Source organism: Ignavibacteriales bacterium, from assembly GCA_026390815.1.
Taxonomy (GTDB): Bacteria; Bacteroidota; Ignavibacteria; order Ignavibacteriales; family SURF-24; genus JAPLFH01.
Genome location: JAPLFH010000032.1, coordinates 39,616 through 55,352 on the forward strand (window position 1 = coordinate 39,616; position 15,737 = coordinate 55,352).

The 15,737-nt window shown below is 34.0% G+C and carries 10 protein-coding genes; 9 read left to right on the forward strand and 1 reads right to left on the reverse strand.

Going from position 1 to position 15,737, the window contains the following annotated elements; genetic code table 11:
* Positions 1 to 53: 53 nt before the first annotated feature.
* From NTX22_09695 to NTX22_09720, 6 genes are all read left to right on the forward strand, one after another.
* Positions 54 to 1,745 carry a M2 family metallopeptidase gene (locus tag NTX22_09695; protein ID MCX6150785.1) on the forward strand — a complete coding sequence of 564 codons (1,692 nt, stop codon included), beginning with the start codon at positions 54 to 56 and terminating at the stop codon, positions 1,743 to 1,745.
* Between the two features lie 68 nt (positions 1,746 to 1,813).
* Positions 1,814 to 2,857 carry a phosphatase PAP2 family protein gene (locus NTX22_09700; GenBank protein ID MCX6150786.1) on the forward strand — a complete coding sequence of 348 codons (1,044 nt, stop codon included), beginning with the start codon at positions 1,814 to 1,816 and terminating at the stop codon, positions 2,855 to 2,857.
* Positions 2,858 to 2,860: 3 nt separating this feature from the next.
* Entirely contained in the window at positions 2,861 to 3,778 is a 918-nt protein-coding gene (locus NTX22_09705) for a phosphatase PAP2 family protein (protein MCX6150787.1), read from the forward strand.
* Positions 3,779 to 3,835: 57 nt separating this feature from the next.
* A complete protein-coding gene (locus tag NTX22_09710; protein MCX6150788.1) occupies positions 3,836 to 5,539 on the forward strand; it encodes a HAMP domain-containing sensor histidine kinase in 1,704 nt (567 codons plus the stop codon).
* Positions 5,540 to 6,232 (forward strand): response regulator transcription factor, encoded by a 693-nt coding sequence (locus tag NTX22_09715; GenBank protein ID MCX6150789.1) that lies wholly within the window; start codon positions 5,540 to 5,542, stop codon positions 6,230 to 6,232.
* Positions 6,233 to 6,401: 169 nt separating this feature from the next.
* Positions 6,402 to 9,998: a trifunctional glycosyltransferase/class I SAM-dependent methyltransferase/polysaccharide deacetylase gene (locus NTX22_09720; protein MCX6150790.1), complete on the forward strand. Its 3,597-nt coding sequence runs from the start codon at positions 6,402 to 6,404 to the stop codon at positions 9,996 to 9,998.
* A gap of 26 nt (positions 9,999 to 10,024) precedes the next feature.
* On the opposite strand, the gene NTX22_09725 is transcribed toward NTX22_09720, so the two are convergent.
* Positions 10,025 to 10,822 carry a peptidoglycan-binding protein gene (locus NTX22_09725; GenBank protein ID MCX6150791.1) on the reverse strand — a complete coding sequence of 266 codons (798 nt, stop codon included), beginning with the start codon at positions 10,820 to 10,822 and terminating at the stop codon, positions 10,025 to 10,027.
* A gap of 284 nt (positions 10,823 to 11,106) precedes the next feature.
* On the opposite strand from NTX22_09725, the gene NTX22_09730 reads away from it, so the two are divergent.
* The 3 genes from NTX22_09730 to NTX22_09740 all read left to right on the forward strand — a co-directional run bounded on the left by NTX22_09730 (position 11,107) and on the right by NTX22_09740 (position 15,718).
* A complete protein-coding gene (locus NTX22_09730) occupies positions 11,107 to 14,259 on the forward strand; it encodes a triple tyrosine motif-containing protein (protein MCX6150792.1) in 3,153 nt (1,050 codons plus the stop codon).
* On the forward strand, positions 14,243 to 14,893 hold the full coding sequence (locus NTX22_09735) for a response regulator transcription factor (protein MCX6150793.1): 651 nt from the start codon (positions 14,243 to 14,245) through the stop codon (positions 14,891 to 14,893). Before NTX22_09730 ends, NTX22_09735 begins: the two co-directional genes overlap by 17 nt.
* A gap of 480 nt (positions 14,894 to 15,373) precedes the next feature.
* Positions 15,374 to 15,718, forward strand: coding sequence for a response regulator transcription factor (locus tag NTX22_09740; GenBank protein ID MCX6150794.1), 345 nt, complete (start codon positions 15,374 to 15,376; stop codon positions 15,716 to 15,718).
* Positions 15,719 to 15,737 lie beyond the last annotated feature (19 nt).

The window sequence follows — 15,737 nt, forward strand, 5'->3', positions numbered from 1 at the left end:
TCTTTCTTTTTCATTCAAATGACTTCAAAGCTAATTAAAAATAAAGGTGTTTTATGAAATCCAAAATAATTTACTTCGGATCTTTCCTTGTTTTATTAACTCTAATTTTAGGATGCGGTAAATCGGAGAGCGAAAAAATGAAAGAAGAACTAACCAAGTTCATAAAGGATTACGAAATAAAAGTAATTCCTTTAACCAACGAATCAGCATTAGCATATTTCAACGCTTCTATTTCCGGTAGGAAGGAGGACTACGATAAGTCTGCGGAGATAGAAATTAAAAGAAGTAAGATCTATTCAAACAAGGTAGATTTTGCGAAGTTGAAAAAAATTAAAGAATCTAACAAGATAGAAGACGAACTCCTTAAGCGGCAGCTTGATATAATGTATTATGCTTATCTCCGGAATCAGATTGATGACGCCAAACTTGAGAAGATGATTAAAGCGCAAAGTGAAATTGAAAACAAATTTTCTACTTTCAGAACAGAAGTTAACGGCAAGAAATTAACTGATAATCAAATTGAAGAGATATTAAAAAATTCAAAGGATTCTAAAGAACTTCAGGCAGCATGGCTCGGAAGTAAACTTATTGGTAGAGTTGTTGCATCTGATGTTGTTAACTTAGTAAAACTTAGAAATGGTGCAGCAAAAGAACTTGGTTTTAATAACTACCACGAAATGAGTTTGAAGCTTAGCGAGCAAGACCCACAGGAGATAGAGAAAATATTTGATGAATTAGATAACCTTACAAGAGATACATTTGTAAAAATTAAAAGTGAAATGGATGATGTTCTGGCGAAAAAATATAACATTGCAAAAGAAAAGCTGATGCCCTGGCATTATCAAAATAGATTTTTCCAGGAAGCACCAAAAATTTACAGCGTTAATTTAGATTCCTACTACAAGGATAAAGACATTGTAAACACCACCAAAACATATTATGATGGCATTGGTTTGCCAATAGACGAGATGATTTCCAAAAGCGACCTTTATGAAAAAGAAGGCAAGTACCAGCATGCTTATTGCACAACCATCGAGCGTAATACTGATGTTAGAGTTGTAATGAACGTTAAGCCAAATTATAATTGGATGGGCACATCACTTCACGAATTTGGTCATGCGGTGTATGATAAAAATATCGATCAAAAACTTCCCTGGACTTTACGCGAACCTGCCCACACTTTTACAACAGAAGCAATTGCAATGTTGTTCGGAAGATTTGCTTCCAATCCAGTATGGATGAAAGACAATCTTGGTATTTCTGATGCTGAAAAAACAAAAATCGCAGAAGACGCAAATAAATCGCTGCGGCTTGAACAATTAGTATTCAGCAGATGGACACAGGTTGTTTACCGTTTTGAAAAAAGTATGTATGAAAATCCGGATCAGGATTTAAATAAACTTTGGTGGGACCTGGTGGAAAAATATCAAATGTTGAAACGACCTGAAGGAAGGAACGAACCGGATTGGGCATCTAAGATTCATATTGCAAGTTACCCAGCTTACTACCATAATTATCAGCTTGGTGAGTTGTTTGCTTCACAGCTTAGTTATTATATTGCCGATAAAATTCTTAAATCTTCCGATCCTAAAAACGAAAGTTTCTACAATAAAAAGGAAGTTGGTAAATATTTAATAGACAATATCTTTTCCGTTGGAGAAAAATATTCCTGGAATACTATGATTGAAAAAGCCACTGGAGAAAAATTAACCGCGAAGTATTACGCTAAACAATTTGTAGAATAATCATATAAACTTTAGGAGACGGTATATCCGTCTCCATTTTTTAGAATTATCCCAAACAAGATATTTCCTTGATACAACAATTTTTAGAGAGGTACAAAATAATACGCACTTTTACTTCCATTCGTTATCTGTTTATAATTGCAATTTTCTTCTCAACTAATTTACAAGGTGCGGAAAAAATATTCCCCAAAACCCAGGATAGCAGTATCACTACAAAAGAAAGTTTTGCAAAGCCATTAAACGATTCCAATTTTGTCTCCCAACAAAACGATTCACTAAAAGTATCTTCTGAAAGTATTTCAAAAGATTCATTAGAATTGCCCCCGGTAATTCTTCCTAAGTGGTATGAAATGATAACTAATGTACCAGATGATTGGTGGCGTTTTACAAAGGACCAATTTAATGAACCCAATTACCCGCTTTATATTTTGCTGGCTGGGGCAACTACCGCACTTATTATTAATGATGATTATACATTTAAAATCTCAGATAAATTTTATAAACAGAGTCAGTTTACAAGAAACTTTAGCGATTGGTTTAAAGAAATTGGTGACGGCAGAACTCAATTTGGGTTAGCAGCCGGGTTTGCAGCATTTGGATTTATTTCAGATGATCACCGCGCATTAAAAACAGCAAGTCAAATTGTAGAAGCAGTTCTTGCGGCAGGTTCTGTTGTTCAGTTAATAAAACATGTTACCGGAAGAGAAAGCCCTTTTGTTGCATCAAGCTCTACAGGCAAGTGGCGATTCTTTCCAAACCAGATAGAATATCATAAACATGTTCCGGTTTATGATGCATTCCCTTCGGGACATATTGCGACTTCTGTTGCGACGTTTGTTGTTATTATAGAAAATTATCCGGAATATAAAAGCTGGACGATTCACGCCAGCTATGCCTTATCCGCTCTGATATGTTTTGGCATGGTTAACAGTGGAATTCACTGGTACAGCGATTATCCTTTGGGTATTGCAATTGGTTATGCTTTTGGAAAGTTGATTGCCAATCCACAAAGTATTAATTTAACTGAAGATGAAAACAGCAAAAAGAAACTTAGCATCTTGCCATATGTTAACAGGACCAGTCTCGGCTTGTCTTTCAATTTAAGCTTTTAAAGAATGATGATTATATTTTCCATATTTCCTTACTTTTTTCTATTACTTACCTTGATTGTAAACGCACAGGATAGCCTGCCCATTGATGTGCACGTTATCGATTCAACCCAAATAATCTCTTCTGAAAAAGAAAAGTTAAATTCCATAACATGGCACCAAATGTTTACAAATATTCCGGATGATTATTATTCTTTTGGAAAGTATCATACAAACTTTGAAAATACCCGGGAAATATTTGGAGTAGTAAGTTTAACAGGATTATTAACTTTGGTGGATCATGAAGCATGGGATTTTACCGACAAATTATCCACCAAAAATCCATTTGTTCGCGATACAAAAGAAAAATTATTATATCTTGGTGATGGCAAATTTAGTTTAATAGTTGCCGGATTATTTTCCATTTATGGGTTGGCTGCCAACGACCAAAAAAGTTATAAAACTTCCAGCAATTTAATTGAAGCCTTGCTTGCTACCGGAATTTTGGTTCAGGTTCTTAAAAGATCTTTCGGACGAGAAAGCCCCGCGGTGAATTCAACAGGAAGCGGCAACTGGGATTTATTCCCTTCAATAAAAAAATATCAGAATAACCAGTCTAAGTATTACGCATTTCCATCCGGACATATTGCAACCTTAACAGCCACATTAACGGTAATAGCAAATAATTATCCGGAAGAAACCTGGATTAAACCAGTCAGTTATGCAGCTATCGGGCTTGTCGGAATTTCTCTTGTAAGCAAAGGCTGGCACTGGTACAGCGACTTTCCGCTCGGAATTTATCTTGGATACACATTGGGAAATATTGTTGCCCCAACGAAAAAAACTGTTGAACAATCAAATGGAAAATCCACTAATAATGAATTGTCAATACTTCCAATAATCCATCCACAGAATTTAGGAATCCAGCTACTCTATAAATTTTAACTTTCTAACTTCCTTTCGATTTAAATTGCACCAAACAAAGTGTTAAGAAATGTTAAGATGGAAGATTTTTATCTTATCCATTGTTACCTTTGTATTATGAAGTTGAAGAAAAAAGCAATCATATTAATAACAATCTTAATTTCAATTGCTCTAACAGGATTGATTTTACTGCAAATATATTTTTTAAAGAATGCAATTCAACAAAAGGAACAAGCATTTGATCATAATATTCAAATTGTACTTAACAATGTTGTTCAAGAACTTGAAGCAAACGAGGCAACCAAAGGAATTTTTGAAGTTGCTGCTAACGATACCACATTTTGGAATGGCAAACTTCCTCAGCCTGATTTAGATACAATTAAATATTTTAGAAATAACTCCCGGATGAAAAAACCAACGCAAATATTTGTATCTACATATTCCTCGAACGAAAATGGAAAGACGAAAAATATTGTAATTAAAATTGATTCTACCGGAAAGAGAACAACAGTAATTAAAGATTCTGTTTTGCAAATTAAGCCAGATGTACGGCTGCCTTCCGGCAGAAAAGGATTTGCGTATAAGTATTCTTTAGATAGCAATGTTGATTTTAAAATTGATGACGAAAAACAGGTGGGTATATTTCTTCGTGAACTTTCAACAAAAAACAAAAAGAGAATTGTTACGCGGGTAATGGACCGGCTAATCCTAACCGATGAAATACCGATAGAAAAAAGGATCAATCTTGGTACTGTGGATTCCCTGCTAAAAAGTAAGCTAAATGAAACCGGGGTTTCTTTAGCTTATAAATTTGGAATCACTTCAGAAAAAGATAATAAACTAAAAATATTTCCAGTTGGAGCTGATAAAAAATTACTTACCTCAAATTTGAAAGTAAAATTATTTCCGACTGATGTTCTTACATCGCCGAATATGTTAACCATTTATTTTCCGGAAAGAACATTATTCATCTTAAAAGAAATTTCTTTATTGATGATCCTGGCATTCTTATTTATTCTTATTATCGTATTAAGTTTTATTTATACAATCAGAACAATTGTAAATCAAAAACGATTTGCTTCCCTTGTTGTTGATTTTATTAATAACATGACGCACGAATTTAAAACACCCATTTCCACAATATCTCTTGCTTCAGAAGCTATTGATAATCCGGTTGTATCTGATGATAAAGAAAAACTTAATAGGTACAATAGAATTATTAAAGATGAAAATAAGCGAATGCGCCAGCAGGTAGAAAAAATTCTTCAGATGGCTGTGCTGGAAGAAGGTGATTATGAATTGGATTTAACTAACTTAGATTTTCACTCAATAATTGAACAAGCAGCACAAAATACCGGACTAAAGGTTGATGGAAATGGTGGTAAGCTTTTATTAAATCTAACAGCCCAAAACCATTTTGTTAAAGGAGACGTAGTTCACCTGACAAACATTATCCATAACATTTTAGATAACGCAGTTAAATATTCTCCGGACATTATCGAAATAAACATTACTACAGTTGATTTAAACGATGGGATTTTAATTAAGATTTCTGATAAAGGAATTGGAATTAAAGAAGAAGATTTAAAGAAAATTTTTGATAAATATTTCCGCGTGCTCTCCGGTAATATCCACGATGTTAAAGGATTTGGATTGGGATTAAGTTATGTAAAACTAATGGTGGAAGCTCACAAAGGCACCATCACCATGAACAGCAAATACAATAAAGGAACTGAAGTGCAAATATTTCTTCCATCATTCGCTAAAAAGGATTTACAATAAATGCAAAAGATGAAAATTCTACTTTTAGAAGATGATGCAAATCTTGGCTTTATACTTAAAGAACATCTTGAAATGAAAGAGTTTGATGTAAAACTTTCTACAAATGGTGTTGAAGGAATGATCGAATATAATAAAGCCAATTACAACATTTGTCTTGTAGATGTAATGATGCCCAAGAAGGATGGCTTTACTTTTGTAAAAGAAGTCCGCCAAAAAGATCAGAAAATCCCAATTATCTTTCTAACTGCAAAATCACTTAAGGAAGATCGGATAACCGGATTTAAAGTTGGCTGTGATGATTATATTACCAAGCCATTTAGTATGGAAGAACTCCTGCTGCGTATTCAAGCGGTTTTAAGACGAAGTGTTAATGGATTAGAAAATGAGGTACTTATTCAATTCAAAATCGGCAGATATTTTTTTGATAGTATTAATCAAACATTGCAGATTGGTAAACAAGTAGAATTCTTAACAACAAAAGAATCAGAACTTCTTCATTTACTTTGCTTAAATATGAATAGAGTTTTGGACCGCAATGAAGCCCTTACTAAAATCTGGGGAAGCGATTCTTATTTTAGTGCCCGCAGCATGGATGTTTTTATCTCCAAAATCAGAAAATGTCTCGCGGAAGATTCAAGAATATCAATTGTTAATGTTCACGGCAGAGGTTTTAAATTGGTGGTTAACTCATAGAATTACTTTCCTATTCACTTTCCAATTAATATCAGATTCGTTAAGAAACTAATAAGCTGGTTTGTGCTTATTATCATTGAATACTAATCGAAAATGGTTACCTTTAATAAGGTACCATAAATGTGGCAAATGATAAGTTGCATCAATCTAAAAATTTTTTGAGGACTATTTGAAAGTATCCATAATAATTCCGGCTTTTAATTCGGCAGAAACAATATCCGACACAATAAAATCTGTTCAAGCACAAACACATAAAGATTGGGAAGCAATTGTTATAAATGATGGCTCAACTGATGATACTGCAAAGATTGTAGAAAAATTCATTGAATCAGATAAACGATTTCGAATTGTAAATGGCTCACATCAAGGAGTTGGCGCAGCCAGAAACACTGGAATTAAACATGCGAAATATGACTGGCTTCTGTTTTTGGATTCTGATGATTGGATAGCGAATAAACACCTTGAACTGCTAACAGCCAAACTAAAAGAAGATCCCAAGCTCGATGCAGTTCATTCAAATTGGGTACGTGTTGCAACCGGCGGCAAAATCATTCATCAAAAACCCTTTAAGGAGACTGGTGATTTATTTAAAACATTTGCAAGAACTTGCGCTATTACTATTCATCCCTGTCTTTTCCGCAAAAGTCTTATTGAAGAAGTTGGCTGTTTTGATACTTCCTTAAATACCTGCGAGGATTGGGATCTTTGGCAAAAAATTACCAGAAGCGGGGCAAATTTTGGATTTGTTGATGAAGTGCTCGCCTTTTACCGGATGAGAGAATTTTCAGCATCCAATGATGGATTTCAAATGGTTAAGGACGCACTTTTTGTTTTAGAACGTGGGCACTCAGAAGATCCAAGAGTACCAAATCCAAAACCTGAACATAAATTTGGTTTGCCCAAAAAAGAGCTGACTTACCGTAAATATCATTCTGCTTTTTGGGGAATAGGTTTAGCATTAGGAAATAAAAAGGATCCGATTCCTCTGCTCGATCTAATAGGCGATGAAGCCTGCCCAACAATAGAACCCTACGGTATTGCAGAAACTTTGTTTGAATCTGTTCCCCTCCCAAAGTGTTTGATGCCCGAAGATTGGGTCCAACTTTTACCGGAAATTGAGAATGATTTGGAAAAATTCCTGGATGCTCTGGAAATTAAATCTAAAGCAACAAGATTAAAGCTTAGAGTTAAACAGTCACTAGAACTAATAATTGCAGAAAATATAAAATTTGATAAGCCGGTCATTCTTGGTAAGACATTTTGGACAAGTATTGAGGTTACTAAAAAAGTTATGGATCTGCATCTTCCGCATTCTGTTGAAAGATTAGGTTGTCAGGTTCTTTACAAGGGGAACATTATTGGAAATATTGAATTACCGGTCTTTGATAATTTTGTTCCGGCGGATGTCTTGATAGACGATATTGCAAATAAATGCTCGTGGGACATTTTGAGAAAATATTTTTCAGAAACGATATATAAAGAACTCTTCTTAATTAGAAATGGAAATAAATTGCTGATTAAAAGAGGGAGTCTTGTATTAGGAGAATTAAACAGTAAATCAGAAACAATTAATTGGGATGAAATTCATGATCATATTGGATGGACTGTTTTCCTGCAAGAAGCCTGGCACTTACCCAAATATAGCAGTGATGATTTTTACAATCCAAATTTGAGTTTATTTAACACAAAAAAAATCAAATTAAAAGACGGATTGATTAATATAGAAATTAGTAGCGCCTTAAATGATGTTCAAGTATCTACAAGATATTTGAATGTGCTTGTTTCAGTTGGCGGAGAGAAAATTGGTGTTGTTAATATCGAAGCTAAACACAGTAAAGTTTCTGCTGGTAAAATTAGGACAGAGATAACAACTAAAACCGGATATGAACTTTGCAAAGCAGTCGTAAAAAATACATTAATTGGAAGTGAATTCGATGATGCCGGTACTTTATACAACAGGTTAATTGCTTCCTATGAAAAGAGATTAAAAGAAAAATCAATTTCAGATAGTAAAAATGATTCCAATATTAATCTCCAATCATTTACCTTACCTGAAGGTAGTATGATAATTGGAAGGCGATATCCGGATTCATTTGGAACAAGTGCCTCTCGGAAAGCAATTTTACCCAAATCGATTTATATGGAGCTGCTTAATTCTTCTAAAGTGAATAATGACTTTGTATTAAAAAACTTTAATGGAAAAGGACCAGATAAAGTTATTTACAATCCCGAAGTTATTAATTCTTCATCATTACCTTCGTTAATAAGGAAGGAGGAAAATCATCAACCTGTAATTGATAGGACAATGATTGCTACGCATTATGACAAAGATTTTTTCGAAAACCTTTTTTCTGCGGCTGAAGATCCATGGAATTATACTTCTGAATATGAACAGATTAAATATGAGCAGACACTTTCACTAGTTCCAAAAAAAATAATTAATTCAGCCCTGGAAATCGCTTGTGCAGAAGGGCATTTTACAGCTCAACTTGCACCGCGTGTGATGAAACTTACTGCGGCAGATTTTTCGCAGACTGCTTTGGCAAGAACAAAATCAAGATGTAGTTTTTATTCAAACATCTCTTATCTTCAATTAGATATTTCTGAAGATGCCATTCCAGAACAATACAATCTGATTATTTGCAGCGAGGTTCTATTATTCATGAAAGGGAAGGAAAATTTAATTGCAGTTGCTAAAAAAATTTCTGCTGCATTAAAACCTGGTGGAACTTTAATAATGGCAAATGGTAATGTAGCTGCAGATGAACCGAATGAAACGGGTTTCAATTGGGATGTTCCTTTTGGAGCAAAAGTAATTGGTGAAACCTTTTCATCAATAAATTCCATAAGAAAAATAAAAGAATTAAAAACCCCGCTATATCATATTCAGCAATTCATGAAGAAGCAGAAAATTGATTTTGGAATATTTAGTAAACCCAATATTATAGAACTTCCTCTCCAGGCAAAATTAACAAAAGAAGTTTATTCCCAGGTTTTGTGGAAGGGAAAAGTAGTTCCGGATAGCATTGTAAAATCCAAAGAATTAAACTCAAGTTTACCAATATTAATGTATCATCGGATTTCGGCCGATGGATTGGTTGAAACTTCGAGATATAAGATTACGCCGGATGATTTTTACGAACAAATGAAATATTTATTTGAAAATGGTTTTTATACTATCTCCATAAATGAGTGGGGAAAAGCGATACTTAACAACAAGCCCCTTCCAGGCAAAGCTATAAGCCTAACATTTGATGATGGCTTTAAAGATTTTTACACTTATGCTGCCCCAATTTTGAAGGAGTTTGGATTTTCTGCAACTGTATTTTTGGTGGTCAATTGCATTGGTAAAACCAATAAATGGGATAGTCATTATGGTGAAGAAATTGAATTGATGAATTGGGATGAGATTCGGGAACTGCAAATACAGGGAATTCAGTTTGGGTCCCACTCACTAAATCATCTGCCGTTAACTTCTGTTCCACCAACAGAAGTGGTAATAGAAGCAATCAAATCAAGAGAGATTTTATCGCGTGAATTGGGAACGCAAGTTGATTTATTCGCATATCCATATGGTGATGTTAACGATTCCGTTAAACACATTATTGGTGCTTGCGGCTATTTGTATGCAGTATCAACTGAATATACTTTAAGCACTTTACAAGATAAACTGCTTTCTTTACCAAGAATTGAAATAATGGGTTCTGATTCAATTGAATCTTTCAGCGAAAAATTGGCTGCGGAATTTTCTATTGCACAAAAATAAAAAATAGTTCCGCTGTAAAATTCATATCAGGCTATTAATGTATTACCGGTTTCAAACGCATTTGTAAAACGATCCAGCCCATGGCTTCCACCATTTACCAACCGCCGGGCAGACTTCAGATCATCATCCAGGAGCGCTTCTTTAATTTTCATTTCTTTATCCTTAAGAAATTTAGTTAGCAGCTTGGCTGCAATTTCCGGGTCATTGGCAAGGTCTGGATTTTCAATCAACTTATTTCCCAATCCAATTGCATTACCATACTTTTGATAATTGGCTCTGCCAGTTAACTGAATGAATCCTCTTCCTTTAAAACTGGCTCCATCAGGCGCACCCTGGTTGCCAATATCTTTTCTGTTATCATAAAGATCGTAAGGCTTTCCACCCGGCGAAGTATTGTAACGTGAAATGTATTCACTTATCGGGACAAAACCTTCTGTTTCTGCACGGATAGTTGCAAGCGCCATTAAAATAAATCTTTTATCATTCAATCCTTCATCAGCCAAAGCATTAAGAATATATGGCAGATATTTTTTTATGTTATCAATTGGAGCAGATGGAAACATTTTACATACAATCGCAACGGTAACATTGGAAGTTGAATCTGGAACTTCAACTTTAATATCCAAACCCAATGCATCTAAAGTATTTTGTCCGGCAATCCCATCGGCAAGCAATCCCTTGCTCTTTTGAAAATTTATTAGTGCGGCTTCAGTTCCCGATCCGAAATCGCCATCAATAGCTCCAGGATTAAATCCCAGTTCATTCAATTTTTGCTGAAGATTCTTTACTTCAGTACCATTCATTCCTTCTTTAAGAGTTGTCATATAATCCTTCTTTCTTTTTTGATGTATAGAATTATTTTCTTCAATTTGTTTTGAAGAGGTTATCTTTTTATAAGATAGGTTATAAAGATGAAAATACCAATGCCCTGATTTTTTAGTGGCATCAAATTGTTTTAATTGTTACCCGGCTAACTCTTTTCTTTAGAACATTGATGATAAATCGAATTAGGAGATTGAATCAGCCATAACACAACGCCCGTCTAATAAATTATTTTTGCTTGTTTCCCACATATAATTTATTTAAAATCAGACAGGCTTTTCATAAAATGATTTCCATGATAAACAACTCAACAATATTTTTAATTTTCCTTTATCTCTCAGTTAATTGTTTCTCTCAAAACTTTTCTAATAAGTTCGTGCACATTTCTCTTGAGGCTGGTTTATCGCAAGCAAATGTGCGATGTATTCTGCAAGATAAACATGGTTTTCTATGGCTCGGTACACAAGATGGCCTGAATCGTTATGATGGTTATGAGTTTACAGTGTTCAAACACAATCCTTCGGATTCAAATTCTATTCTTGGAAACTTAGTAACCTGCCTGCTGGAAGATAGAGATGGCTTTTTGTGGATCGGTACTCTTGGTGGTTTAAATAAATATGATCCAATTAATAACAGGTTTACTTGTTTTGTTCCCAAACCGAATAATAAAAACTCTTTGCAAGGGGAATCTGTTTTATCTTTGTATGAGGATACAGACGGAACAATTTGGGTAGGAACATACCTGGGTGGCGTAAGCAAGTTTGATAAAAGGAATAATAATTTTATCACATATTTACACAATAAAAATGTTAACAGTCTTAGTCATAATAGTGTAATATCCATTTGTGGTGATGAAAGCGGAAATTTGTGGATGGGTACATTTGGTGGAGGATTAAACAGATACCATAAAGCAACCGAGAAGTTTTACAATTATAAACACAATCCAAATGATAACAACAGCATCAGCTCTGATATTATAACTTCTATTTGTTTTGGTTCACCCGATAAATTATTTATTGGAACAGCGGACGGTTTTAATATTTTAAATCTTAAAACCAATAAAATTGAAATATTCCGCAATAATCCCCAAAATAATGCAAGCTTAAGTGGAAATGATATCCAAACTGTTTACAAGGACAAAATTGGTGGTATATGGATTGGAACAGTTGAGGAAGGAATGAATTACTTTAATGAAGAAGAGAAAAAATTTGTTCGGTTTCAGAAGAATGAAAATAATTTAAATAGCTTAAGCGAAAATAATATCACTTCAATTTTGCTTGATAGAAACGGAATCTTATGGGCTGGCACTAATACAAGCGGCTTGAACAAATTGCTTATCACGACTAAAAAGTTTGATAACTTTTCGTCTAATCCGAATTCGGAATTTCCATTAAGTAATAGTAGCGTGCGTTCCATCTTTGAAGATAGAAATGAAAACCTGTGGATTGGTACAGATGATGGACTTAATAAATTTGATCCGATTACAAAAAAGCTGACAAAATTTTTTCATAATCCGCTTAACAAGAATTCATTAAGCAATAGTAAAGTTTGGGCAATAACGGAAGACAGAGCTGGTAATTTTTGGATTGGAACTCAACAAGGATTAAATAAATATCATATCAGTCAGAACAAATTTGTTCGCTTTGTAAACAGCTATTCCGATAAAAATAGTATTCCATTCAATTTGATAAGATGTGTATTTAATGATGGTGACAGCGTTTTATGGCTTGGTACTTACGGTGGAGGGTTAATTAAATTTGATCAATTAAGGAATAAATATAAAAGCTACACGAATGATCCGAATGATTTAACCAGCATTCGAGATAATATTGTCCTTCGAATTTTTGAAGATAGTAAAAGCAACATTTGGTTGTGTACTTCACTCGGGTTAAATCTTTTAAACCGGACTACCGGTAAATTCACAAGATATTTTCAAACAGAACAAAACCAAAAGTTACCGGCTATTAAAGCCATTTTTGCAATATCTGAAGATAAAAATAACATCCTTTGGCTGGGGACTTTAGATGCGGGATTGGTAAAATTCGATCCGGTTAAAAATACAGTCCATTATTATTCTGAAAAAGATGGATTGCAAAACGATGTTATTTATGGGATACTAATTGATAGGAAAGAAAACATATGGTTATCTACAAATAAAGGAATTACCAAATTCAATACAAAAGAAGAAAAATTTAAAAATTATGATTTGAAAGACGGTTTGGCATCAGACGAGTTTAACACCGGAGCATTTTTAATAAATAAAAAAGGGAAGCTTTTTTTTGGCGGCATAAATGGTTTAACAAGTTTTTATCCGGACAGTCTTTTGGAAAATACCTTCCAGCCAAATATTGTTGTTTCAAAGTTTAGAATTTTTAACAAGGAAATAAATTTGAAAAAATTCCTGCTTGATGGTGAGCAGGTTGCTCTTTCTTATTCAGACAATTATTTTTCCTTTGAGTTTACTGCACTCGATTTTACAGATCCTGCCAAAAATCAATATGCTTATAAACTGGAGGGTGCGGATTCCGGATGGATTTATTCTGGCACACGGCGTTATGCTGCTTACACAAATTTGGAACCAGGCGAATATATTTTTAAAGTTAAAGCATCAAACAGCGATGGAGTATGGAACAATAAGGGAATTGCAATCAAGATTTTTATATCGCCGCCTTATTGGAAAACCTGGTGGTTTCAGAGTCTTTCCGTTTTGCTGTTTGTAAGTATTGTGTTGGTTTTTATTAAGACAAGATTCAATCAATTAAAAAATGAAAAGGAAATTCAGCAGCAGTTTTCCAAGCAGCTTATTGATTCTCAGGAAATGGAAAGGAAAAGAATTGCCGGTGAATTGCATGATGGAATAGGACAAAATCTTTTAATTATGAATAATCGCGCTAAATTGGGATTGAAAAGTAAAACAGATGAAGACATAAAAAAGCAGCTTGAAAATATTTCGGACTTAGCTTTAGAATCAATAGAAGATGTAAGAAAAATAGCCTATAATCTTCATCCATACAATCTGGACGAATTTGGATTAACAAATACCATTCAATCTATGCTCAATAAATCGTCTGAATCGAGCAATATTAAATTCTCGGTATACACTGATAATATTGATGGATTGTTTCCTGCTGATGTGGAAATAAATATTTTTAGGATAATTCAGGAAGGTATAAATAATATCATTAAACATTCAGATGCTGAACAAGGAATTGTTTCAATTAACAGGGAAAAGGATAAAGTAGTAATTATAATCCGTGATGATGGCAGGGGCATACCGGCTGGTAGTGAGAAGAAACAAATGGGCTTTGGATTAAAAGGAATTACAGAAAGAATAAATTTCATTCATGGTCGTTTACATATTTTATCTGCACCAAACGATGGAACAACTTTAAAAATTGAACTACCAATTATTGAGGGCATAATTGCAAAAAAAAGTTAGCATAGTTATCGCCGATGACCATCCAATTTTCAGAAAAGGTCTGTCAGAAATTATTTCTTCAGAGGAATCATTTATTATTTCTGCTGAGACCGGTGATGGAAAAACCGCTGTTAAATTAATAGAAAAGCTTAAACCGGATGTTGCAATACTTGATATCCGAATGCCAGGATTGACCGGGTTTGAAGTTGTAAATACGCTCCGCGGAAAAGAAATTGGAGTAAAGATTATTTTCCTTACTATGCACAAAGAAGAGGAAGTATTTTTTCATGCAATGGATATTGGAGTTAGTGGATATGTGTTAAAAGAAAGTGCCACCGATGATATTATTGAATGCATTAAAGGGGTGATAAATGGCAAGCATTATATAAGTCCGCAAATTTCTGATTTGCTCTTAAACCGAGAAAAACTTAGCAAAGATAAAATTGAGAAAACAGGATTAAATAAACTATCTCCTTCAGAACGACTGGTTTTAAAATTAATTTCTGAAAAGAAAACCAGTAAGGAAATAGCAGATGTTTTATTTATAAGCAAAAGAACTGTGGAAAATCACAGGATGAATATCTGTAATAAACTTGAACTGCACGGGATCAATTCATTAATAAAGTTTGCCATAGAAAACAAGCAGCTTTTCTAAATCCAACTCTAAATCAACATCTAATTTTTTCATTTGGCAGTCACGGTCCACACCGTGACTGAATTGTTCTGGTTGTGTATGTTTTGCGCTTCTGTCACGGATTGGGAGTCTGTCCGAGAACTTAGATTTGTTAAATTAATTTTCACAATATTGCATTTAAATAATTTATAACCCCCTCTTATTGGATTTTTATTCTTGCAATACTAGTTCTCGGACAGGCTCTTGGTCCGTGACAGCCGAGCTGATTAGTTCTGCAACAGACTCGGCGGACAGGCGTGAGATGGTAAATATTGAATAATTGATCTAATTCCCCTTTTTATTTCTGATGTTTGACTTAACACTGGATTCATTCTTCAACTAACTTTTTAATTTGCCAGCACCTTTAACCTGAGTAGCTCTACTCATATAAAATAAGTACTTCCAACTATTTTCTTATTGATTAATACTTATCAATTTACTTACCGAAAAGAAGGTGTGTTTATGAAAATAATGATAGTTGATGACAATGCTGGAATCCGGCAGATGATTAAAGATTCCTTTTCCGGATTGTTTAAACAATTTTATGAATGCAGCAATGGTAAGCAGGCTGTTAATGATTACAACAAATACAAACCGGATTGGGTACTAATGGATATTAAGATGAAAGAGATGAATGGAATTTCTGCAACGAATGAAATCGTGAAATCATATCCCGAAGCAAAAATAATTATTACAACAAATTTCAATGATGATTCGCTTAGAATTGCAGCAAGAGAAGCCGGAGCATTAGCTTATGTACTCAAGGAAAATTTAAGCTCAATTCAGGAAATAATTTTGGGTTACTAAAAATAAATTTTATAGAGGG